The sequence below is a fragment of the Clostridium rectalis genome (genome assembly GCF_900626095.1).
Classification (GTDB): domain Bacteria; phylum Bacillota; class Clostridia; order Clostridiales; family Clostridiaceae; genus Clostridium_AS; species Clostridium_AS rectalis.
On the sequence record NZ_UYZZ01000001.1, the window covers coordinates 347,268 to 371,384 of the forward strand.

27 protein-coding genes are annotated in these 24,117 nt (G+C 28.0%); 26 read left to right on the plus strand and 1 reads right to left on the minus strand.

Annotation, left to right across the window (positions count from 1 at the left end):
* Positions 1–48 precede the first annotated feature (48 nt).
* The 6 genes from EJL03_RS01535 (at position 49) to EJL03_RS01555 (ending at position 5,980) form a co-directional block, all read left to right on the plus strand.
* Positions 49–678, plus strand: a complete 630-nt coding sequence (locus EJL03_RS01535) for a hypothetical protein (RefSeq protein WP_125152205.1) — start codon at positions 49–51, stop codon at positions 676–678.
* 501 nt (positions 679–1,179) lie between these two features.
* A complete protein-coding gene (locus EJL03_RS01540) occupies positions 1,180–1,989 on the plus strand; it encodes a putative bifunctional diguanylate cyclase/phosphodiesterase (RefSeq protein WP_125152206.1) in 810 nt (269 codons plus the stop codon).
* Between the two features lie 71 nt (positions 1,990–2,060).
* Positions 2,061–2,192, plus strand: a complete 132-nt coding sequence (locus tag EJL03_RS16545; RefSeq protein ID WP_279222044.1) for a hypothetical protein — start codon at positions 2,061–2,063, stop codon at positions 2,190–2,192.
* Positions 2,193–2,318: 126 nt separating this feature from the next.
* Positions 2,319–3,539, plus strand: coding sequence for a MerR family transcriptional regulator (locus EJL03_RS01545; RefSeq protein WP_125152207.1), 1,221 nt, complete (start codon positions 2,319–2,321; stop codon positions 3,537–3,539).
* Between the two features lie 48 nt (positions 3,540–3,587).
* Positions 3,588–4,766, plus strand: coding sequence for a DegT/DnrJ/EryC1/StrS family aminotransferase (locus EJL03_RS01550; RefSeq protein WP_125152208.1), 1,179 nt, complete (start codon positions 3,588–3,590; stop codon positions 4,764–4,766).
* A 92-nt stretch (positions 4,767–4,858) separates the two neighbouring features.
* Positions 4,859–5,980, plus strand: coding sequence for a DegT/DnrJ/EryC1/StrS family aminotransferase (locus EJL03_RS01555; RefSeq protein ID WP_125152209.1), 1,122 nt, complete (start codon positions 4,859–4,861; stop codon positions 5,978–5,980).
* A gap of 57 nt (positions 5,981–6,037) precedes the next feature.
* On the opposite strand, the gene EJL03_RS16550 is transcribed toward EJL03_RS01555, so the two are convergent.
* Positions 6,038–6,172: a hypothetical protein gene (locus EJL03_RS16550; protein WP_279222045.1), complete on the minus strand. Its 135-nt coding sequence runs from the start codon at positions 6,170–6,172 to the stop codon at positions 6,038–6,040.
* A 360-nt stretch (positions 6,173–6,532) separates the two neighbouring features.
* Between EJL03_RS16550 and mraZ the strand changes: the two genes are divergently transcribed.
* The 20 genes from mraZ (at position 6,533) to aroF (ending at position 24,097) form a co-directional block, all read left to right on the plus strand.
* The gene (gene mraZ / locus EJL03_RS01560) at positions 6,533–6,961 is read left to right on the plus strand and encodes a division/cell wall cluster transcriptional repressor MraZ (RefSeq protein WP_125152210.1); all 429 of its coding nucleotides are present in this window, start codon (positions 6,533–6,535) and stop codon (positions 6,959–6,961) included.
* A gap of 71 nt (positions 6,962–7,032) precedes the next feature.
* Positions 7,033–7,965, plus strand: coding sequence for a 16S rRNA (cytosine(1402)-N(4))-methyltransferase RsmH (gene rsmH, locus EJL03_RS01565; RefSeq protein ID WP_125152211.1), 933 nt, complete (start codon positions 7,033–7,035; stop codon positions 7,963–7,965).
* A 37-nt stretch (positions 7,966–8,002) separates the two neighbouring features.
* Complete coding sequence (locus EJL03_RS01570; RefSeq protein ID WP_125152212.1) at positions 8,003–8,491, plus strand: septum formation initiator family protein; 489 nt, start codon at positions 8,003–8,005, stop codon at positions 8,489–8,491.
* Positions 8,492–8,505: 14 nt separating this feature from the next.
* Positions 8,506–10,701: a stage V sporulation protein D gene (locus EJL03_RS01575; protein WP_125152213.1), complete on the plus strand. Its 2,196-nt coding sequence runs from the start codon at positions 8,506–8,508 to the stop codon at positions 10,699–10,701.
* 80 nt (positions 10,702–10,781) lie between these two features.
* Positions 10,782–12,230, plus strand: coding sequence for a UDP-N-acetylmuramoyl-L-alanyl-D-glutamate--2,6-diaminopimelate ligase (locus EJL03_RS01580; RefSeq protein WP_125152214.1), 1,449 nt, complete (start codon positions 10,782–10,784; stop codon positions 12,228–12,230).
* A 16-nt stretch (positions 12,231–12,246) separates the two neighbouring features.
* Complete coding sequence (locus tag EJL03_RS01585; protein WP_125152215.1) at positions 12,247–13,635, plus strand: UDP-N-acetylmuramoyl-tripeptide--D-alanyl-D-alanine ligase; 1,389 nt, start codon at positions 12,247–12,249, stop codon at positions 13,633–13,635.
* Between the two features lie 40 nt (positions 13,636–13,675).
* A complete protein-coding gene (mraY, locus tag EJL03_RS01590; RefSeq protein ID WP_125152216.1) occupies positions 13,676–14,632 on the plus strand; it encodes a phospho-N-acetylmuramoyl-pentapeptide-transferase in 957 nt (318 codons plus the stop codon).
* A gap of 17 nt (positions 14,633–14,649) precedes the next feature.
* A complete protein-coding gene (spoVE, locus tag EJL03_RS01595) occupies positions 14,650–15,756 on the plus strand; it encodes a stage V sporulation protein E (protein ID WP_125152217.1) in 1,107 nt (368 codons plus the stop codon).
* Between the two features lie 169 nt (positions 15,757–15,925).
* Complete coding sequence (locus tag EJL03_RS01600) at positions 15,926–16,708, plus strand: cell division protein FtsQ/DivIB (RefSeq protein WP_125152218.1); 783 nt, start codon at positions 15,926–15,928, stop codon at positions 16,706–16,708.
* A 12-nt stretch (positions 16,709–16,720) separates the two neighbouring features.
* Positions 16,721–17,437 carry a DUF881 domain-containing protein gene (locus tag EJL03_RS01605; protein WP_125152219.1) on the plus strand — a complete coding sequence of 239 codons (717 nt, stop codon included), beginning with the start codon at positions 16,721–16,723 and terminating at the stop codon, positions 17,435–17,437.
* 39 nt (positions 17,438–17,476) lie between these two features.
* Positions 17,477–17,830, plus strand: a complete 354-nt coding sequence (locus tag EJL03_RS01610; RefSeq protein WP_125152220.1) for a small basic family protein — start codon at positions 17,477–17,479, stop codon at positions 17,828–17,830.
* Entirely contained in the window at positions 17,831–18,553 is a 723-nt protein-coding gene (locus EJL03_RS01615) for a DUF881 domain-containing protein (RefSeq protein WP_125152221.1), read from the plus strand.
* Positions 18,554–18,631: 78 nt separating this feature from the next.
* Positions 18,632–19,312 (plus strand): YggS family pyridoxal phosphate-dependent enzyme, encoded by a 681-nt coding sequence (locus EJL03_RS01620; RefSeq protein WP_125152222.1) that lies wholly within the window; start codon positions 18,632–18,634, stop codon positions 19,310–19,312.
* Positions 19,313–19,768 (plus strand): cell division protein SepF, encoded by a 456-nt coding sequence (locus EJL03_RS01625; RefSeq protein WP_125152223.1) that lies wholly within the window; start codon positions 19,313–19,315, stop codon positions 19,766–19,768. It abuts the gene before it with no gap.
* Between the two features lie 14 nt (positions 19,769–19,782).
* Positions 19,783–20,046, plus strand: coding sequence for a YggT family protein (locus EJL03_RS01630; protein ID WP_125152224.1), 264 nt, complete (start codon positions 19,783–19,785; stop codon positions 20,044–20,046).
* Complete coding sequence (locus tag EJL03_RS01635; RefSeq protein ID WP_125152225.1) at positions 20,043–20,816, plus strand: YlmH/Sll1252 family protein; 774 nt, start codon at positions 20,043–20,045, stop codon at positions 20,814–20,816. Before EJL03_RS01630 ends, EJL03_RS01635 begins: the two co-directional genes overlap by 4 nt.
* 15 nt (positions 20,817–20,831) lie before the next feature.
* On the plus strand, positions 20,832–21,443 hold the full coding sequence (locus tag EJL03_RS01640) for a DivIVA domain-containing protein (protein WP_125152226.1): 612 nt from the start codon (positions 20,832–20,834) through the stop codon (positions 21,441–21,443).
* Between the two features lie 64 nt (positions 21,444–21,507).
* Positions 21,508–22,590, plus strand: a complete 1,083-nt coding sequence (aroB, locus tag EJL03_RS01645; RefSeq protein WP_125152227.1) for a 3-dehydroquinate synthase — start codon at positions 21,508–21,510, stop codon at positions 22,588–22,590.
* Positions 22,591–22,595: 5 nt separating this feature from the next.
* Positions 22,596–23,288, plus strand: a complete 693-nt coding sequence (locus EJL03_RS01650) for a 5'-methylthioadenosine/adenosylhomocysteine nucleosidase (protein ID WP_125152228.1) — start codon at positions 22,596–22,598, stop codon at positions 23,286–23,288.
* Between the two features lie 11 nt (positions 23,289–23,299).
* Complete coding sequence (gene aroF / locus EJL03_RS01655; protein ID WP_125152229.1) at positions 23,300–24,097, plus strand: 3-deoxy-7-phosphoheptulonate synthase; 798 nt, start codon at positions 23,300–23,302, stop codon at positions 24,095–24,097.
* Positions 24,098–24,117 lie beyond the last annotated feature (20 nt).

The window sequence follows — 24,117 nt, forward strand, 5'->3', positions numbered from 1 at the left end:
GAGAATTTTATGAAAATTATAAAAATATAATTATGAGGGATTTGTAAAATGAATAAAAAAAATAAAGTAATATCACTTTTTATCTGTGGGCTCTTTTTAAGCTCAAACTTAGTTATACAGGGTGTACATGCTAAATCTATAGAGGATAAACATATACAAAATAATTATGATTATAAATTATTTACTAATGATAATAAGAATAATAAAGTAGAATATTTAATGATTAATGATGAATTAGTTAAGTATGAATACTTATTTCAAGAAGATGAAAGAATTGTAATAATGGAAACTAAAAATGGTAAGGAAATTGCAAAATATGATATTAAAAATGATACTCTCTATTTGAATAATAAAATTATAGAGACGGAAACATTAGAAAGTAATATATTGCCACCAGCATGGAGACAGTACAATTATAAAGAAAGAAAAATAAATGTTAGTGGTATGACACTAGCAGGTACTACAGCAGCAATATCTGCGGCAACAGGAATAGTTGGAGGAGGAATACCTGGAGTTATAGCTAAATATATAGATGATAATATTCATCAATTATATTTTAGTTATAAAATTTATTACTATTATGATGATAGTACTTTAAATCATGGAAGACCATTTACAAAGGCTGTAAAAAAATTATATTATGGTAAAGAATTTAATAAATTTTTAGGAACCTTTTAATTATGCGTAAAGTTTGGAGAGTTTATTTATTTATCGCGACTTTTATTAGTTTAATATTATATATGGATGTTTTTTGTATACAAATTAAATATATTAAAATATTTTCATTTGTCCCTATATGGATGTATATATTATGGTATAAGAAAAATATTCTAAATTTAGATATAACATCTAAAATTAGAAAATATGATAAAATAGGAATTCCAGTAATATTTACATTAACTTTATGTTTAACAATTATTGAAATTTTTAAAAATATATTTTAAATTATATTATTTCTATAAAGTTAAATTCAAATAAAATGGTATTATTTTAATAAAGTGAAACTAAGGGATATTATTAATAAAAAAAAGGGCTTGTCACATAGAATTAATTCAATTGTGATAAAGTCCTTTTTTAACATTTATACTATATATAAATATATTAATAGTATAAATCTAAAAATAATTATATGAATTAGCTTAAATCTTAATTTAAATTTATATTAAAGGACTTGAAAAAATGAGTAAATTGGAAAATTTAAATTATAATGAAGAATTAAGAGAAATAAAAATAGAAAAAAATTTAAGAGATGCAATAATTAAAGAGGAATTAGAACTTTATTATCAACCTCAAATTGATATATCTACTGGTAAGATTTGTTCAATGGAAGCATTGGTTAGATGGAACAGTAAAGAATTAGGTATAATACCTCCTAGTGAATTTATTAAAATAGCGGAGAAAACAGGATTAATAAATGAAATGGGGGAGTGGATTTTATTAACTGCTTGTAAGCAAAATAAAATATGGAAAGAAAAAGGATATAATTATAATTATATGGCTGTTAATATATCGGCAATCCAATTAGAAAAAGAGGATTTTGTAACGCAGATCAAAAACGCATTAGATAATAGTAAATTAAGACCTGAAAATCTAGAACTAGAAATTACAGAAAATATATTAATGGATTCATTAAAGTGTAATATCGAAACTTTAAAAAAATTAAAAAAAATGGGCGTAAGAATTGCTTTAGATGATTTTGGGAAAGGATATTCTTCATTAAATTATCTTAGAATATTGCCTATGGATACTTTAAAAATAGATAAATGTTTCATAGATAATATATGCTACAATGAAAATGAAAAAGCAATAATAAAGTGTATAATAGAACTTGCAACTATCTTAAATTTAGATGTGGTAGCAGAAGGAGTAGAATATAGACAACAATTAGATGTTTTAAAGAATCTGAATTGTTTTAAAATACAGGGCTACTATTTTAGTAAGCCTTTGAAAAAAGATGATATGGAAGCTATGTTAGACAAGCTTAAATAATATATTTTATACAAAGGGTAATAATAATTATATTAATGCTGAAAGGAGGAAAGGTTAATACAACCAACGATATGGCAAAGGATAGTCAAGTGGACAATAAATTAAAGAGAATGGAAAAATGTAATTGGGATACACCACTAACAAGAGAAACGGCTAAGAATCATAATGCCACCAGTAAAAAACAATCTATAAAAAAACAGTAATAAAGTTAAATATATAAAAAAGAGAGTATATAGTAGCTTTTAGTTATTATATACTTTTTTTATTAAAAAGCTATTGACCATTACCTAAGGTCATGGGGTAAAATAAAGAAAACAGAGGTGGTAATTATGGAAAGTAATACTGAAAAATTATTTAGTGTTGGAGAGTTTGCTAAAAAAGCAGGAGTTACCATAAGAACTTTAAGATATTATGATAAAATAGGTTTATTAGTTCCCACTGATTATAGTGAATTAGGATATAGGTTATATAGTAAGCAGGACTTTGCTAAACTTCAAAAAATATTAACTTTAAAATTCATAGGATTATCCCTTGAAGAAATTGGCGATATTATGAAATACGATATAAACGATAAAGATTTTAAAAAATCATTATATATTCAAAAGCAAATTATAGAAGAAAAAATTAGACATATGTTTACTGTAGTAAAGGCTATTGATGAAACTATTCACATGGTAAATGAAGAAGATACTTTAAATTGGAACAAATTCATAAATATAATAAATGTGCTTAGTATGGATAAAAAATGGGTAGAACAATACAAAAATGCGTCTAATTTAAGAGCTAGAATAAATTTACATGAAAAATTTAGTTCAAATAAGCAAGGATGGATGCAGTGGTGTTTTCAACAATTGAATTTAAAAGATAAGGACACTGTACTGGAATTAGGCTGTGGAGATGCTACATTTTGGGTGAAAAATTTAAAATATATACCTAAAGATTTAGGTATTGTGTTAACTGATTATTCGCAAGGAATGTTAAAGGATGCAAAAAATAATTTAGAGAATAAGGCAGGAAAGTTTAAGTTTAAAGTAGTAAATGCTGAAAACATTCCATATGAAGATAATAAATTTGATATAGTTATAGCAAATCATATGCTTTATCATGTTGACAATGTAGACAAAGCATTGTCTGAGATTAAGAGGGTTTTAAAACCCGAAGGAAGGTTTTATGCTTCAACAGTTGGAGAGAGTCATATGAAGGAAATGAGGCAGATGATATCTGAAATAGATGAAAATATTTTAAAAAACGAAAGTTTTTATCTAACTAAAAAATTTCAATTAGAGAATGGGAAAGATATATTAAGTAAATTTTTTGATAATATAAAGTTAAAAAGATATGAGGATAGTTTAAAGCTAACAAAAGCAACTCCACTTGTTGATTATATATTCTCTATGCCTGGGAATATAAAGCAGGAGTTTAATGAAGAAAAATTAGGAAAACTATATGAATATATAAACAAAAGTATAAATGACTTTGGGAAAATTTATATAACAAAAGATACTGGTTTATATATTTCAGAAAAGGATAGTAATAAAGGAAGGAAATAGACTATGTTTAAAGAGCATAGTTTAATATAAAATAAGGAGTGAATTATTATGAATAAGAAAATACCATTTTCACCACCGGATATAACTAAAGAGGAGATAGAAGAGGTAGTAAAAGTTTTAGAATCTGGATGGATTACCTCTGGACCTAAATTAGCTCAATTTGAAGAGGATATGAAAAATTATTGTAATGCAAATCATGCAGTTGGAGTAGCTAGTGCTACTGCTGGAATGGAACTTATTCTGAAGGTATTTAACATTAAAGAAGGAGATGAAATTATAACAACTCCTTATACCTATACTGCAACATCTAATGTAATACTTCATAGAGGAATAAAACCTACTTTTGTAGATGTGGCAAAAGATAGTTTTTTAATGGATTTAAATAAATTAGAAGAATCTATTACTCCTAAAACTAAAGCTATAATAACAGTGGATTTTGCTGGAGTACCAGTAGATTATGACAAGGTAAGAGAGATTTTAAGAAAAAAGAATAGAGAAGATATAATATTAATATGCGACTCAGCCCATGCTTTTGGGGCATCATATAAGGGAAATAAAGTGGGAGCTCAATATGATTTTCATGTATTTTCTTTTCATGCAGTGAAGAATTTAACAACAGCAGAAGGGGGAGCTATAACCTATAATGATAATAACTTCCATGGCAAGGAGGATCTTTTCCGAGAACTTAAGTATACTGCTCTTCAAGGACAGACAAAAGATGCCCTTAGTAAAATGAAAGCTGGAGCATGGAAATATGATATATTAACAGATGGATTTAAATGCAATATGACAGATATACAGGCAGCTATTGGAATTATTCAATTAAAGCGTTATGAAAACATGCTAAAGATACGTAAAGAAATATTTAATATATACACTAATGCGTTAAAGGATAAGCCATGGGCTATAATTCCATTTGATGAAGATCAGGTTATGGAGACATCATATCATTTATATCCTCTAAGAATAAGAGGATTTGAAGAAAAGCAAAGAGATATGGTTATAGAAAAATTAGCTGAAATGGATATAGCTACTAATGTGCATTTTATACCTCTTCCTATGTTTACATTATATAAAAACTTAGGATATAAAATAGAAGATTATCCTAATTCATACAATCAGTATAAAAATGAAATAAGTTTACCAGTGTATTCAATTTTATCATTAGATGATGCTAAATATGTAGTTGATAATCTTATAAAGAAAGTAGAATCAATTTTAAAATAATCCAGTTGTAAGAAGTTTAAAGAGTAATAAAGTTTTGTAAATGCATTAATTTATTTTTTACTATATATAATAAATATATGGAGGGGATAATTATGAGAGTAGGGTTTTACACTTCAAAAAGAGAATACTGTGAAAAGAAACAAGAGTTTCAAGAAGCTATAGAAAAAGTTTTAGTAGATGGGATACAAACTTTAGGTAAGGAAGTAAAGGATCTTGAAACAGAAATTGAAAATTTTACTGAAGTAAAACATGCTATAGGAGTTGCTTCTGGCACAGATGCACTTGTTATTGCATCGGATATATTAGGATTTAAAAAAGATAAAGAGGTAATAACTTCACCTTTTACTTTTTTAGCATCCGCTTCTTGTATAGCTAAACATGATGCTAAACCAGTTTTTGTAGATATAGACGAAGATACATTTAATATAGATACTACTAAAATAGAGGAAAGAATAACAAAAGACACTTGTGGTATACTTCCAATACATCTATTTTGTCAAATGGCAAATATGGATAATATAATGGAGTTAGCAAAAAAATATAATTTATTTGTATTAGAGGATGCTGCAGAAGCTTTTGGAATGAAATGGAAGGGGAATGGAGACTTTTATAGATATGCAGGTACTATAGGCGATATGGGCATTTTTTCATTCTTCCCAACTAAAACTTTGGGAGGCTATGGTGATGGTGGAATGATAATCACTAATAATGATAGATTGGATGAACTTACTAAAATATATAGAGTCCATGGAGCCAGTGTAAAATATCACTATGATTATATAGGATACAATTCTAGGCTAGATACATTGCAGGCAGCAATATTACTTGTAAAGATGAAATACATTAAGGGAGCTATAAGAAAAAGAGAAATTATTAGTGAGTGGTATAAAGAGAGATTAAAGGATATAGAATATATAAAATTACCTAAGATAAAAGGGGAACAAGAGCCTGTATATTATGTATTCAATATATTATGCAAGGATAGAGATAATCTTAATAAATATTTAAAAGAAAATGGTGTAGGAACAAGTATATATTATCCAATTCCATTACATCTTCAAAAATGTTTCAGTTATTTAGGCTATAAAGAAGGAGATTTTCCAGTGGCAGAAAAAGCTTGTAAGAATGTGTTAGCCTTACCTATATATCCAGAAATAACTATAGAAGAAGTGGATTATGTATGCGAAAAAATAAAAGAATTTTATAAAAAATAAATAGAGGACACTGTGCAACAATATAATTTATTGCACAGTGTTTTTGTTAATAGTATATTATTTTTCATTTAAATACATACCTATACAAATTCCTCTTATGAAAGTTAATACAATTAGTCCTGAGATACAAATTTTATCTTTTCTATTTAATCCTCTAAAATTCGTTTTGTATAATTTTTTCATACATTTCAATTTTAATGCCTCCTAATCTAAAGTTTTAATATGGATATAATATAATAGTTTATACAAGTAATTAATTATTATTAAAAAAATTGTAGGATATTAGGAGAAAAAACAGATGAAATTTAATTTTATAATAAATATATTCTATTTAATTAAGATAAAGTGTGTTTTTATTCAAAAAATTACACAGCATATACTGATTTGTAAGGAAAATATTATAAATATAAATCGATTTATAAAGTTTAATGCTTTTAAAATTTTTATTAAAAAACTCTTTAAAAGAAGGAAATTTTGTTTTATTATAGAATAGTAAAATAAGTGGATTAAAGTGGTTGAAAGTGGAGAGAAATAGGAAATAGGGGTGCAGAAATGTTTATTGGGGAGTATGCACATGCTATAGATGCTAAAAATAGAATGATTATTCCTGCTAAGTTTAGAGAGGAATTAGGGGAAAAGTTTATTTTAACGAAAGGTTTAGATGGATGTTTATATATTTATCCATTATCTGAGTGGAATATACTGGAAGAAAAGTTGAAAAAACTTCCATTAACTAGTAAAAATGCTAGAGCATTTGTTAGATTTTTTTTCTCTGGAGCTAATGAGGTTTATATGGACAAACAAGGCAGGGCTTTAATACCCCAAAATCTTTTAGAGTATGGAAATATAAAAAAGGATATAGTAAGTATAGGAGTGTCAACTCGAATAGAGATATGGAGTAAAGAAAAATGGCAAGAATATAATGAATCTAATATAGATTTTGAAGAGATAGCAGAGAAGATGTGCGAGTTGGGAATTTAGTATTAAATTAAAGCAATAAACAAATTAAATTTATAATTGAGAATTCAATAAAAGGATGGAGAGAATATATTATGAAATTTAAACATGTATCTGTACTATTAAATGAATCAATAGAGGCATTGGATATAAAAGAAGATGGAATTTATGTAGATTGCACATTAGGTGGAGCAGGACATTCATCTGAAATATTAAAAAAATTATCTGCTAAAGGAAAATTAATTGGAATAGATCAAGATGAAGATGCCTTAAATGCAGCAAAAGAAAAGTTGAAGGATTATAGTAACGTAACATATGTACATAATAATTTTTACAATATAGAGAAAATATTAAAAGAACTTAGTTTAGAAAAAGTAGATGGAATACTTATGGATTTAGGGGTCTCATCTTATCAATTAGACCAAAAAGAAAGAGGGTTTAGCTATATGCAAGATGCTCCTCTTGATATGAGAATGGATAGGAGAAATAGTTTATCAGCTCATGATGTTGTAAACACATATAGTGAGGAAGCACTTGATAAAATAATTAAGGAATATGGAGAAGATAATTTTCATAAAAGAATTGCAAAATTTATTATTGAAAGAAGAAATAAAGAAGAAATAAAAACTACATTACAATTAGCTGACATTATTAAAGAAGCTATACCAGCCAGGTTTAGAAGAGAAGGACCACATCCAGCGAAAAGAACATTTCAAGCTATTAGAATTGAAGTTAATAAAGAATTGGAAATATTAAACAATACAGTTGAGCAGGGAATAAAGTATTTAAATAAAAATGGAAGAATGGCTATAATAACATTTCATTCACTTGAAGATAGAATAATAAAAAACAAATATAAAGAACTAGCCAATCCGTGTACTTGTCCTAGTGATTTTCCTATGTGTATATGTGGGAAAAAACCATCTATAAAAATTAAAACTAGAAAACCTATAGAACCGTCAAAAGATGAGGTGGAGATAAATCCAAGAAGTAGGAGTGCAAAGCTTAGGGTAGCAGAAAAGCTTTAAGAACTTGTTGTTCTAATTATAAAGGAGAGTGAATAAAGTGATAGTATCAGGGAATGAAGAATATATAAGAGGGAATACTGCTCTTGCTCCACAGGTTGAACCTGAAATTAAAAAAGAGAAGTCCAAGAAAAAACAAAATAGATCTAAAATATTAAAGAAAAAAAACAAAAGTATACAAAAGAAAGCTAAAACTATCAAAAGTATATCTATAGCTTTTATTATAGGGGTAGCTTTATTATCTAGATATAGTTATATCTACAATATGCAGCAGAATTTAAATAATATAAATAAAGGAATAACTAAGCTAAATAAAAATAATGAAAACTTAAAGGTGGAACTTGTTAAATATAATAATATACAGTATATAGAAGATATAGCTACAAAGAAACTAAAAATGACAAAGCCATCAAAAAATTCTATTGTATATTGTGACTTGAATAAAGAAGTTTTTAAAAATCAACAGAAAAGTGATGTTAAAAAAACTGAGGAAAATATCTTTAAAAAGTGGTTCAGCAAGTTATTTTAACGGAGGTATAAATCTTGGACAAAAAAATATATAGAGATAAGGTTGTTATTAAAAAAAGATTATTTTTAATATTTATAGGATTAACATTTTTATTTACAGCTCTTATAGGAAGGCTCTCCTACATAATGATTAAAAAATCACCGGAATACGAAAATATGGCTATAGAGCAGTGGACAAGTGAAGTAAAAATAGATGCTAAAAGAGGACGAATATTAGATAGAAATGGCAATGAATTAGCTGTAAGCGCTAATGTATATAGAGTGGATTTAGATTTAAATACATTAAGGCAAACTATGGATACAAATAAATTATCTGTACAGGAAGTTTCAGATCGTCTTTCAAAAGTTTTAGATATGGAGTCTCAGGACATTGTAAAAATCATAAATAAAAAACTTCCTAATGGTATACCATATGGTTCTGCTACACTAAAAAGAAGAATAGAAAAACCCATGGCAGATAAAGTTAGTGCTTTAAAAATTAGGGGGGTTATAGTATCTGCGGATACAAAAAGATACTATCCGAACAATAATTTTTTAGCGCATGTTCTTGGACATACTAATTCAGATGGTAAAGGGTTAACAGGAGTAGAAATGATGTATGATTCAATACTTTCAGGAAAACCTGGTAGGAGAATTTCGGAAATGGATAGTGGCAGATCTAGTGAGCTTCCTTATGTTATTTCAGAATTTACTAAACCTGAGGATGGAAAAGATGTAGTTTTAACTATAGACGAAATGGTTCAGCACTTTTGCGAAAAAGCAGCAGACCAAGCTTTGAAAGATAATAATGCTAAAAATGTTTCAATTATGGCTATGGATCCTAATACTGGAGAGATATTAGCTTTAGTAAATAAGCCTGACTACAATCCAAATGATCCATGGGTGGAGGGTAAAACTAGTGATGAGCTTCAAGCTATGTGGAGAAATAGAGCTGTAAATGATACATTTGAGCCAGGGTCAATATTTAAAGTTGTAACAGCGGCTACTGCCTTGTCTGAGAATTCAGTATCAGATAGTGATAGATTTGTTTGTGGTGGTGCCACTAAAATAGGAAAAAATACTATTCATTGTTGGAAAAGTGGAGGACATGGATCGCAAAGTTTTCCAGACATACTAAAAAATTCTTGTAACGTTGGGTTTATAGAATTAGGAAAGAAAATTGGGAAAGAAAAGTTAAATGATTATATAGAAAAATTTGGTTTTGGAAAGAAAACAGGAGTGGATTTACCTGGTGAAGCTAAAGGGATTATAAAGAAAACTTCGAGTATAACAGAGGTGGATTTAGCAACAATATCCTTTGGACAGACTAATACGGTTTCTATGGTTCAATATATGGCAGCATTTAATGCTGTGGCTAATGGAGGAAAATGGATTAGGCCACATGTTTTAAAAGAATTGGCTCATTATGATGAGGAAAATGGAAAAGAAATAACAGATAAAAAGTTTGATAATTATGGGGAAAAAGAAATATTGGATTCAAACAAAATGTCTACCCTTAGAGGATACTTAGAAAAGGTTGTTTCTGAAGGTGGTGGAGGAAATGCTTTCATTGAAGGCTATCATATTGGTGGTAAAACAGGTACTGCTAAAAAAGTTTTAAATGGAAGATATGGAGATGGAATGTATATTTCATCTTTTGTAGGGATGGCACCTGCTGATAAACCTAAAATAACAGTTTTTGTTTCTGTGGACGAACCGGATGCATCAGGACCGTCAGGCTATTATGCATCTCAAACTGCAGCACCAGCAGCTAAACAGGTATTTGATGACATATTTAATTATATGGCATTTAATTCTGATGAGTCCTCTGGAGAATTAGCTGATAGCTTAAAAAGAGATGTTATAATACCAGAAGTAAGGGGATTGAAAAAAAATGAGGCACAGAAAATATTAAAGGATAATAAATTGGATTATAAAATAGAATCTAATGGGGAGTATGTCACGGATATAAACCCTAAACCAGGGTATACAGTAAAGGAAGGAGCAAAAGTTGTACTTTACACAAAAGATACATCAAATTATAATAAAGTAGTGGTAGTTCCAAATGTAAAAGGCTGTACTGTACAAAGAGCATCTCAAATGTTAAATAGTATTGGATTAAAATTACAATATACAGGAAGTGGGCTTGTAAATGACCAAAACAAAAAACCTGGAGAAGAAGTTACAAAAGGTACTACAGTATTTGTAAAATTAGAGGAGATGGCTGATTAATTACAGTGAACGGATGAATCCGTTCACTGTTATATTGTAATATGGTAAATAACCAACTTTTATAGAGAGGTGTAGTTATTATGCAATTAAAAGAAGTATTAAAGAATGTAGATTATGAATTATTAAATGGAGAAGAAAACATAGAAATATGTGATATGCATTATGATTCAAGAAAAATAAAAAATGGAGATCTATTTTTTGCAATTCAAGGATATAGTACTGATGGACATAAATATATAAAAGCCGCTTGGGATAAGGGTGCTATCGCTGTAATTTGCGATAAAGAATTAGAATTTATGCCTGAGTGTACAGTGATTAAAGTAAAAGATAGCAGAAAGGTAATGGCAGTATGTTCTTCAAATTTCTATAAAAATCCTAAAGATAAATTAAAAATTATAGGTGTAACTGGTACTAATGGGAAGACAACTTCCACATTTATGATAAAATCTATTTTAGAAGAGGCAGGTTATAAAGTAGGACTTTTAGGTACTATAACAAATTATATAGGCAGTAAAAAAATAAATTCAGATAGAACAACCCCAGAATCATTAGAAATTCATAAATTGTTTAAAGAGATGGTAGAATCTAAGATAGATTACTGTGTTATGGAAGTATCATCTCACTCCCTTTATTTAGATAGAGTATATGGTATAAATTTTTCAGAGGCAATATTCACCAATTTAACTCAAGATCATTTAGACTTTCATAAAACCTTTGAAAATTATTATAATTCTAAGCTTATTTTATTTAAAAATAGTAAAAATTCTATAATTAATATAGATGATAAATATGGTAATAGAGTAATTAAGGATTGTGCAAATAAAAAATATACTTATTCTATAGATAATAAATCCGATTTTCAGGCTTATGATATAGAAATGCATTCACGTGGTGTGGAGTTCACTGTTAAATTTGCCGATAAAGAAGTAAGATTTAATTTAAATATACCAGGAAGATATAATATTATGAATGCTTTAGGGAGTGCTCTAGCTTGTTTAAATGAAGGAATTGGAATTGATAAAGTTAAAAAAGGGTTAGAAGATATGGTTGGAGTTCCTGGAAGATGTGAAATTGTTACTAAATCCTATAAATTGGGGTATGAAGTTATAGTTGATTATGCACATACACCAGATGGATTGGAAAATATACTAAGAACAGCTAGAGAATTTACAAAGGGTAGACTTATAAGTGTGTTTGGATGTGGAGGAGATAGGGATAAAACTAAAAGACCTATAATGGGACAATTAGGATCTATTCTTAGTGATATAGCTATTATAACCTCAGATAATCCTAGAACAGAAGAGCCATTGGATATTATAGAGGATATAAAAAGTGGAATAAAAAAAGATAATTATATGTTAGTAGAAAATAGAAGAGATGCTATAAAAAAAGCAATGGAGATAGCCCAAAAAGACGACGTAATTGTAGTAGCGGGAAAGGGTCATGAAGATTATCAAATTTTAAAGGATAAAACAATTCATTTTGATGAAAGAGAAATAATTGAAGAAATAATTGAAGAATTATATTAAGAAAGGGGTTTTCTAATTGGAATACTTAGCTTTTGATGAGTTAGTTCAATCTGTAGATGGAGTAATTATAAAAAAAGGAAATATTATAAATTATGATAAAATTTCTACAGATACTAGAAAAATAGAAAAGGGAAGTATATTTATTGCGTTAAAAGGTGAAAATTTTAATGGAAATGATTATGTAATTGAAGCTAGTAAAAAGGGAGCATATGTATGTATAGTAGATGAGTTGAATTTTAATAAAAAGGATTTACAAGAATTTACATCTGTAATAAAAGTTTGTAATACGGGAAAAGCTCTTTTAGATTTGGCTAAATATTATAGAAGTAAACTAAATATAAAAGTGGTGGGTATAACAGGATCTACTGGAAAAACATCCACTAAAGATTTAACAGCAGCTGTTTTAAGTAAAAAATATAAGGTGTTTAAAACTGCAGGAAATTTTAATAATGAAATAGGATTACCACTTATGATTTTTCAGTTGGACAAAAGTTATGATATAGCAGTATTAGAGATGGGAATGAGCGATTTTAGAGAAATACATAGAATGGCTGAAGCAGCAAAGCCGGATATAGCACTTATAACTAATGTGGGTATTTCGCATATAGAAAATTTAGGAAGTAGAGAAAATATATTGAAGGCAAAAATGGAAATAACAGATTTTTTTAATGAAGAAAATTCATTAATTATAAACTATGATAATGATCTGCTTAAAAATGTAACAAAAACTAAATTTAATTTAATAAGAACTGGCATAGAAAGTGGAGAAGATTTTTATGCAGAGGATATTATTTTAAATGAGGATAGTGTAGAATTTAAAGTTATAGAAAAAGAAACATTAAGTGAAAAAAATATACATATAAATATACCAGGAAAGCACAATATTTTGAATGCATTACTGGCAATAGCTTGTGCAAGAAATCTAAAAGTTAGTTTTGAGGAAATAGTAGATGGACTAAAAAATTTAGAAAAAACTTCCATGAGATTAGATATTATAAGAGGGGATAAATTTTCAATAGTAGATGATTGTTATAATGCAAGTCCTGATTCCATGAAAGCTGCTATAGATGTGCTTATGAATATGAAAGGTAATAGTAAAATAGCTATATTAGGATCTATGAAGGAATTAGGAAACGAAGGGTTTGATGCTCATAAAGACATAGGAAGATATGCTTATGATAAGGGGGTAAATATACTTATAGCTTTAGGAGAATATAAAGATGCTTATAAAAAAGGCTTTGTTAACTTAGACAAAACTAGAGAATTTATATACATAGAATCCTATGAAAAAGTTATAGAATATTTAAGAAAAATTTTAAAAAAGGATGATGTGATTTTAGTAAAAGCTTCTAGAGCAATGAAACTTGAAGGAATCGTAGAAAGATTAAAGAATTATAAGGACTAGGGGAGGTGAAGATGCTCTTAGTTATAGAGCATAGAATAAAATGAACAAAATAGCGTATTCAGTACTTGTAGCTTTTTTATTATCAATAATAGGAGGTCCTATTTTAATACCTATATTACATAAATTAAAATTTGGACAAAATATAAGAGAAGAAGGACCTAAGAGTCATCAGAAGAAGGCGGGAACGCCTACAATGGGTGGAATAATTTTTATAATTTCCGCACTTATATCTATGGTGATTTTGGTTAAAAAACCTAGTGATGAAGCAATGTTTGCTTTATATGCGTTTATCGCATTTGGATTTATAGGTTTTATAGATGACTTTTTGAAGATAGTTCATAAAAAAAATTTAGGGCTTAGAGCATATCAAAAGATGATATTAATTCTTATAGTAGCTTTTGCTTTTGCTTATTATGCTTATAAAAATCCTGACATAGGTAGTTCAATAATTATGCCATTTACAGGAAAAGCCTATGATTTAGGAATATTCTATATACCATTTATAATTGTATATTTTGCAGCTACCACAAATGCAGTTAATTTGACTGATGGTCTAGATGGTTTAGCCACATCAATTACTATACTTGTAATGACATTTTTTGTAATTGTAAGTTATTACATGGGACATTATACATTAGCCATATTTTGTGCAGTTACTGCAGGAGCACTATTAGGTTTTCTAAGATATAATGCTTTCCCAGCTCAAGTATTTATGGGTGATACAGGATCTTTAGCTCTTGGTGGAGCTGTAGGTGCTGTGGCTATGATATTAAAATTACCTTTGCTACTTATATTAGTAGGTGGGATATATGTAATAGAAACTTTGGCAGTTGTTATTCAAATAGTATATTTTAAGTTCACAAAGAAAAGATTTTTCAAAATGGCTCCACTTCATCATCATTTTGAACTTTGTGGATGGCATGAAACAAAAGTAGTATCCATATTTTCAATAATTACTGTTGTATTATGTATGATTGCTTTTTTATCCTTTAAATAATTTAGTGGGAGGTAAGTATGAAAAAGCTCCGAAATAAAATGGGTTCTGTTGACTTTTTATTATTTTGTGTGATTATGCTTTTAGTTGCTATAGGTGTAATCATGGTTTATAGTGCCAGTTCATATTTTGCATTTTACAAGTTTAAAGGAGATAGTATGTACTATCTTAAAAGGCAGGGACTATGGGCAATAATTGGAATATTTTTTATGCTATTTGCTATAAATTATGATTATCATAAACTAAAAAAGTACACTAAAATATTAATGATAATTACAACTATATTATTACTAGTAGTTTTTGCATTTGATGAAAGAAACGGAGCAAGAAGATGGATTCCACTTGGACCTGCTACATTTCAGCCTTCAGAAATAGCTAAATATGTTATAGTACTTTATTTAGCTAAAAGCATAGAATCAAAAGGTGAAAAAATGAAGAGTTTTATGTATGGAGTTATTCCATATTTACTTGTAGCTGGATTTTACGCAGGACTTGTATATGCAGAAAAGAATTTAAGTATTGCTACAGTAATAATGATGGTAACATTTTTTATGCTTTTTGTGGGAGGCTCTAAGTTTCACCATTTAATTGCAGTAGTTTTGCCTGTTATGGTAGCAGGTATGGCTGCTATACTTATGGTAGACTTTAGAAGAAAAAGGTTTTTTAATTTTACAGATCCCTGGCAAGATGCAAAGGGTACGGGATATCAGCTTATTCAATCTTTTCTGGCATTAGGATCTGGAGGGATATGGGGAGTTGGACTTGGCCAATCTAGACAAAAGTGCTATTATATACCTGAACCTCACAATGATTTTATATTTGCAGTTATTGGAGAAGAATTAGGGTTAATAGGGTGTACTTTTATAGTAATACTTTTTGGAATACTTATATGGAGAGGTATTGTAACAGCTGTAAAAGCAAATGATACTTTTGGTACTTTATTAGCCACAGGTATAACTTCTGTTTTGGCAGTACAGGCTTTAATTAATATTGCTGTTGTAACTGGTTCCATACCTGTAACGGGAGTACCTCTTCCTTTTATAAGTTCTGGAGGGTCATCCTTAGTTGTAAATATGACTGCCGCTGGAATACTTCTGAATATTTCAAGACAAAAGGGTAATGCTTAAAAATCAATAATTATATTTAAAACATGTATTGTAGCTACAATACATGTTTTTCTTAATAGGTTTATTTAAATTAAAATGTACATAAAATTTAATAATTAATTTAATGAAATTAATTTTATATCGTGTTATTATATATATAGCTTATATATTTTTATAAGGTGGAGATGATATGGTAAGTAAGGTAGGGTTTAATGATTCTCAAAAAAATGAACTAATTATAAGAAGAAGAAGAAAAAAACTTATACAAAAAAGTATATTGTTATTCATATTTCTTGCTTCTATTTTAACTACGTTATGTTTTAAACACCCATATTTTAATGTGAAAAAAATACAGGTTAAGGGTAATAAAAATATTATTTCTGAGGATATAATAAAATTCTCACAAATACATAAGGGTGATAATATATTTTATTTAAATATGGATAAAGCTAAAAGAGGTATAATGGAAAATCCATATATATTAAAAGCTGAAATTGAAAGAAAAATTCCTGATGGTATAGTAATAAATGTAAAAGAAAGAGAAGCTGTATTTTATAGTGGAGAAAAGGAAGATTTTTTTATTATAGATAAAAATGGAGTGGTTTTAGAAAGAAAAAAAGATATTAAAGGAATGAACTTAGTTAAACTTGAAGGTTTTGATGTTAATAAATGTGAAATTGGTAAGGTTATTAACATAAATGATAAAAGAAAAATAGAGGCTGCTAACACTATAAGTTCTCTAATAGGTACAAAAAAAGATAATTTTAAAGTTTCACTAGTAAATATAAGTAATATAAATAATATACTAGTTTACTATAAAAATATATGTATTAAATTAGGAAATATAGAAAATTTAGAAAAAAAACTTAATAGGGCCTTTAGCATAATAACCCAAAGAGAGGAATTGGATAAAGCTAAAGGGTATATAGATGTAAGTTTTGATGGAAATCCAGTAGTTTATATACAAAAATAGGAGGAATTTTATATGCGTAAAATAAGTTCTCAAATAAGTGTAGCTGTAGTTTGTGCTATACTTGGTTTTATGTTAGCTTATCAATTTAGGGTACTAATTAGGCAAGAAAATGCTGTAACTGTTAATCCATATAATAGTACGGATATTGCAGCACAGATTGAGCAGTACAAAAAAGATAGGGAAAAATTAACAAAAAAAGTTGACGAACTTCAAGATAAGGTAAAAAAGTACGAGGAGGCAGCAGCAGGAAGAAATGATGCTGCTAAGGCACTTTTAAAAGAATTGGAGGATACAAGAATAATCACAGGAACTACAGATGTTCAAGGTGAAGGTATCATAATATATATTACACCTAATAGTGGAATATTTGGTGCGAATCCAGATGCTAGGGTATCGGATAAAAGCTTAGTAGAATTAATTAATGAATTAAAATTTGCTGAGGCTGAAGCTATTTCAATAAATGATATAAGAATTACCGGGGCTACAGGGATAAGGGTTTCAGGAGATAGTATTTCTGTGAATGGAGAGGATAGAATTTCTCCTTCAAAGAAAATAGTAATAAAAGCTATTGGGGATAAGAAGAAATTACAGACAGTATTAGATTTCCCAGAAACTTTACAAAATTTCAAAGGAATCTGTGAAGTAAAGTATGAGCCAACTGATAATTTGAAAATAGATGCTTATAAAAAACAATATAAATTTGAGTATGCAAAGCCAGTAAAAGAGTAAGAGTTAAGTTATTATAAAAAGAGTAAGAGGTGATAAAAAGTGATTGCATTTTTGGGACTAATAATAGGAATAATAATAGGTACTGTCTGGAATATTAACATTCCAGAAAAATTTTCACCATATATGTCGGTAGCTATACTGGCATGTTTAGACTCAGTATTTGGAGCTATTAGAGCAAGTCTTTCTAAAAATTTTAGGGCGGATATATTTATATCAGGTTTCTTCGGAAATTCTGTGCTTGCAGCTGGATTGGCTTACTTAGGAGATAAACTAGGTGTTCCTATATATATAGCTGCTGTAATAGTATTTGGAGGACGAATTTTTGATAACTTTGCAATAGTTAGAAGGTTGTTATTAGAAAAAGCAAGAGGTCACGCTAATGAGGTGAAGTAAGTGAGAAATAATGAAGCTAATATTTTTATGTTTATAGCTTCCATAATCATAGGGATTTTAATTGCTATGAATATGAGCTTTTCTAGAGAAAGTAAAACTATATTTTTAAGTAGTAAGCAATACCAAGATGCTTATGCATATAGAAATAATCTTTTAAATGATATAAGTAATTTAATTGATAAATGTAATAAATATGAAAATAAACTTGAAAAATATGAAAACAATACAAAAGATACAAATAAGATAACACAAGAGGTAGAGAAGGAACTAAATCAAAATAAGGAAATTTTAGGATTAACTGATCTTAAAGGGCCGGGAATTAGAATGACACTTAAAGATGCAAATACTGATTTTGTAGTAGATAGATATGAATATAAGCTTAGGTTAATTCACAACACTGATATAATACATGTTATAAATGATCTTATAAATGCAGGAGCAGAGGCCATAGCTATAAATGGTATCAGATATGTTCCAACAAATGGTATATATTGTAATGGAGCTTTTTTAAGGATTAACGGAATCCAAGTAGGTGCACCATTTTACATAGATATTATTGGAAATAAGGAATCATTGAAATCTTATATGGAATCAGAAGAGAGCTATACTAAATTACTAATGTTAAGAAAAATATCTGTGGAGATAGAAGAGGAAGATAATATTAAAATTCCAGCTTTTAATGGTGAAATTAAAAATAAATTTATAAATTCAGTAAGTAAGTAGACAAAAATGCAGGAATTTTAAGTTTTATGAAGAATATTTAAAGTAAGAAAATATTATAGCGTTAAGGGGACGGTAGTAATGTCGATAGCTGAAAATATAAAAAATATAAAAAATATCATTGAAGATGACATTAATTTAATAGCTGTATCTAAGACTAAGCCATTTAAAGACATTGAAGAAGCCTATAATGCTGGAATAAGAAATTTTGGAGAGAATAAAGTTCAAGAATTATCAAGTAAAATGGAAATTTGCAAACATAAGGATATAAGATGGCATCTTATAGGACATCTTCAAAGAAATAAAGTTAAGTATATTGTAGGAAAAGTGTATCTTATTCATTCACTAGACAGTGTAAGATTATTAAATGAAATTGAGAAACAATATAAAAGTAATGGGGAAATTGCTAATGTATTAATTCAAATTAATATAGGTAGAGATGGAAATAAAACAGGATTATTAATAGAGGATTTAGATGAGCTAATTAGTCTTTGTGAAAAATGTGATAATGTAAAAGTAAAAGGCTTAATGGCTATAATACCAATAGGAGATGAAAAACAATGTAGAAAATATTTTAAAGAAATGAAGACATTATTCGATAAATTAAAGAGAAATACATTTAAAAATATTGAGATGAAGTATCTTTCTATGGGTATGACAGGAGATTATAAAATTGCTATAGAAGAAGGTTCTAACATGGTTAGAATTGGTGAAGGTGTATTCGGTAAAAGAAATTATAATATAAATAAGGAGGAAGATTAAATGGCAGGTAAAGTTTTAACAAAGGTTATGGGTATGTTTGGCTTAGAGGACGAACTTGATGAATATGAAGAAAATGAATTAGAAGAAAGAGAATTACAAGAGGAAGAAATTGAACCTTTAATTCATTCATCTAATAAGAAACAAGGAAAAGTTGTTAGTATACATACTGCAGCTACGCCAAAAATAGTTATATTAAAACCTAATAGCTATGATGAAGTAGTAGATATTTGTGATAATTTAAAAAATAGAAAGATTATAGTTATAAATTCTACTGGGCTTGATCCTAAAATAGGACAAAGACTTTTAGATTTTGTAAGTGGTGCTACATATGCTTTAAATGGAACTCTTGAAGAAATAGAGAGAGGAATATATATAGTGTCACCTTCAAATGTTGAAGTTGATAGTGAATTGAAAAGTGAATTAAGTAATAAAGGAATTTTTAGTTGGAATAAATAATATTGGAGGGCACCATGAATTTTGCATTTTATAAAATTTTGGATATGCTTTTTAACTTTATGGAATGGGCTATACTTATAGATGTAATATTATCATACGTAATGCGTGGTAGTGAAAATGCTTTTACTCAAATAGTGCATACTATTACGGAACCCTTGCTAACTCCTGGTAGAAAAATACAAGAAAAAATTCTACCAGGTCTTATGTTGGACTTTTCACCTGTTTTTGCTATATTAATAATATATTTAATTAGAAATATAGTATTTGCAATAATATGATAGATAAAAAGCAATTCCTAGATTATTTTACTTATGAAGATAAAAACAGGCTTTCTCAAATTTATGATAAGATATTATTTTGTAATAAAACTGGTATAACTACTTTTACAGAGGAGTTCTTCACTCCATTAGTATGGAAAGTATTACAAGGGTTAAGAGATAGTTTACCAGTACAAATATCCTCCAATGGAGTTTTTATGCAAAGTGAGAGAAGAATAATAGCTTTTTCAATAGATCAGGTGTGGGAATACCCAATAGTGCTTTTGAGAATTAAAAGTAAATCTTCTTTTAAAAAACTTTCTCATAAAGATTTTTTAGGTGCGTTAATGTCTTTAGGAATAAGAAGAGAAAAAATAGGAGATCTTATAATTTATGAAAATTGCTGTTTTGTAACGGTTAGTGAGGGCTTAGAGAATTTTATTTTATGTAATTTAATATCTGTAGGAAATTGTCCTTGTGAAGTTGAAATTGTTGATATTTATTCAGAATATATACCAGATTATAATTTTGAAGATTTAAACCTTATAAGCACTTCTTTAAGATTAGATTGTATAGTTAGTTCTATAATAAATTTATCTAGAAATAAATCTTTAGAATTGATATCTTCTGGAAGGGTACTTCTTAATTATATGACTGTAAGAGAAAAAAATAAGATAGTTCAAAAACAAGACATTATAACTATAAGAGGATTTGGTAAATATAAATTCATAGAAGATTTTGGATTTACTAATAGTGGAAGATTAAGAGTTTTAATTAAAAAATTTGTTTGATTTGGGGTGTTATTAATGAAAATCACTGCAATGGATATAACAAGTAAAGAGTTTAAAAAAGGCTTTAGAGGATATGATATGGATGAAGTAGATGAATTCCTAGATAAGATAGCTGAGGATTATGAAGCCTTATACAAAGAGAATTCATTTTTAAAAGAAAAGTTAAACAATATGGAAGAGAATGTAAAACATTATTCTAGAATGGAAGAAACTATACAAAATACACTTCTCTTAGCACAGAATGCAGCAGAACAAGCTAAAAAAGCTGCTCAGAAGGAATCTGATTTTATAATAAAAAATGCTAATGAAACCGCTCAGAAGTTATTAGATAAAGCCCATAGTGATGTTATAAAAATTAATGATGATTATCAAAATACTAAACAAGAATTTGTAATGTTTAGAACAAAATTTAAAAACTTTATGCAATCACAGATAGAGATGTTTGAAAAAATGGAACAAGGTTTTGTAAAAAACTATAATATAGGTAGTTCTATAGAGGAATTAGAAGAAAAGGATATAGAAATTGAAGGGGAAGAAAATAATATAGAATTTTCACAATTAGAGATAAAAAAGGATGTAAAAGAAGATAGTTTAGAGGAAATTAAAAATTTTTTTGTTAAGGATTAAATCTCGCTCACACAAGAGTGAGATTTTTTATATGGGATATTATAATAAGTAGTGAGGTGATTATATGAGAGAAATAAAAATAAATTTAAAAAGGCCATATACAATTTACATAGACAGCAATCTAGATAAACTTTTTAATACAATGAATGAATATAAAATAAAGAAAAATGATACTTTATTTTTAATAACGGATGATAAAGTAAGTGGTTTATATAATGATATAATATTAAAATTTGAAAAACATTTTAATATTAAAAAATATTTTTTTAATAATGGCGAACTAAATAAAAATATGACTACTATTCAAGGAATATATTCTTTTTTAATAGAAAATAATGCAAATAGAGATAGTATTTTAATTGGACTTGGGGGAGGAGTTGTGGGAGATTTAGTTGGATTTGTAGCTGCAACTTATATGAGGGGAATAAGATACATTAATATTCCTACTACACTGTTATCTCAAGTGGATAGTTCTATAGGTGGAAAAGTAGGATACAATTACAATGGAATCAAAAATATAGTGGGGAGTTTTTATAATCCCGAATTTGTATTTATATCAACTAATTTTTTAAAAACATTAGAGAAAAAACAATTTATTGATGGATTAGGTGAAGTTATAAAGTATTCTTTAATAAAGGATAAAACTCTTTTGGAATATATAAAAGAAAATATTAAGGGTATAGCTGAAAAAGAAAATGATAAAATGCTTTATATAATAAGAAGTTGTTTGAGTATCAAAAAATATTTCGTAGAAATAGATTATAAAGATACTGGAATAAGAAATCTTTTAAATTTTGGACATACAACAGGTCATGCAATAGAAATTACATCTAATGGTAAATTTACTCATGGTGAATCTGTTGCATTAGGAATATTAGTAGCTATTAAGATGTCAGAAAATATTTTAGATTTATCTAATGAAATATATAATGATGTGGAGGAAGTTTTAAAAAAGCTAGGATTACCTATAGAGTACAAAGTTGACAATTATAATTTATTTATGTATGCTATTAATCATGATAAAAAAAATGGCAAAAAAATAAGATTTGTTTTGCTTCAGGACATAGGAAAAGGTAAAATAAAAGTAGAAGTAAATAATGAAGATATTTTAAAAGGAATAAAACAAAGCATAGATAAAGGGGAGTAAGAAAGATGATTATAGGAATTATTGGAGCAATGATTGAGGAAGTACAGCCACTTTTAAATGAAATAAAATTAGAAAAAAAAGTTCATAAAGCACAAATGGAGTTTAATTATGGAAAACTTTGGGATAAAGAAGTTGTTATTGTGAAAAGTGGTATAGCAAAAGTTAATGCAGCTATTTGTACTCAAATATTAGTAGATGATTTTAATGTGGATGCAGTAATTAATGTTGGTGTAGCTGGTGGAGTTGCAAAGGATATTTACCCAGGAGACGTAATTGTTGCGGATAATTTAGTTCAACATGATGTGGACTCTACTGTATTTGGAGATAGAAGAGGGCAAATACCAAGAATAGATACTTTTGATTTTAAATGTGATAAAAATTTAATATTAAAGGTTAAGGAGGCATGTAAAAATATAGATCATTGTAAGTGTTTTGTGGGAAGAATAGTTACAGGTGATCAATTTATAGCTGACAAAGAGAAAATAAAATGGTTAAGTGAGGAGTTTAATGCATTAGCATGTGAAATGGAGGGCGGAAGTATAGCTCAAGTTGCATATCTAAATAATATTCCTTTTGTGGTTATAAGATCTGCATCGGATAATGCTAACAATGGAGCGCATATGGAATATGAAGAATTTAAACCTATTGCAGTTAATAATTCAGTAAGAATACTTAAAAACATGATAAAATCTATGTAGGTGATAAATTAATGAAAGATTTACTAGTTGATTTAAAAAGTGGAGATAAAATTACTGTTCAAGTTGGAAATGTCATAATTGGGGGAGAAGAAAAAATTTTTATATCTGGACCTTGTTCAGTTGAAGATTATGATTCAATGCTTACTATGGCAAAAGAATTAAAAAATGTTGGAGTAAACATATTAAGGGGAGGGGCTTTTAAACCTAGAACTTCCCCTTATGACTTTCAAGGACTACAATTTGAAGGGCTTGAAATATTAAAAAAAGTAAGTGAAAAAGTAGGCATTCCTATAGTAACGGAAATAATGGATACTCGACATATTGATAAATCCATAGATCTTATAGATATGATACAAGTTGGGTCTAGAAATATGTATAATTATAGTTTATTAAAAGAAATAGGGAAAACAAAAAAACCTGTATTATTAAAAAGAGGAATGAGTGCTACTTTATCTGAGTGGTTATATGCAGCAGAGTATATAATGGCTGAAGGTAATGAAAATGTTGTGCTTTGTGAAAGAGGAATTAGAACTTTCGAAAATTATACTAGAAATACTCTAGATTTAAATGCGGTGGCTGTCATAAAAAATAAATATAGACTACCTATTATAGTAGATCCAAGTCATGGAACAGGACTTAGGGAAATAGTACCTACTATGAGCTTAGCTGCTATTGCTACAGGAGCAGATGGTCTTATGATAGAAAGTCACATTAGTCCTGATAATTCAGTATCAGATGCTAGAGAAACGATTACAATAAAGAGTATGGAACATATAATAAAAAGAATAAAATCTAGAAAATTATATTAAATACCGATTTGGAGAGATAA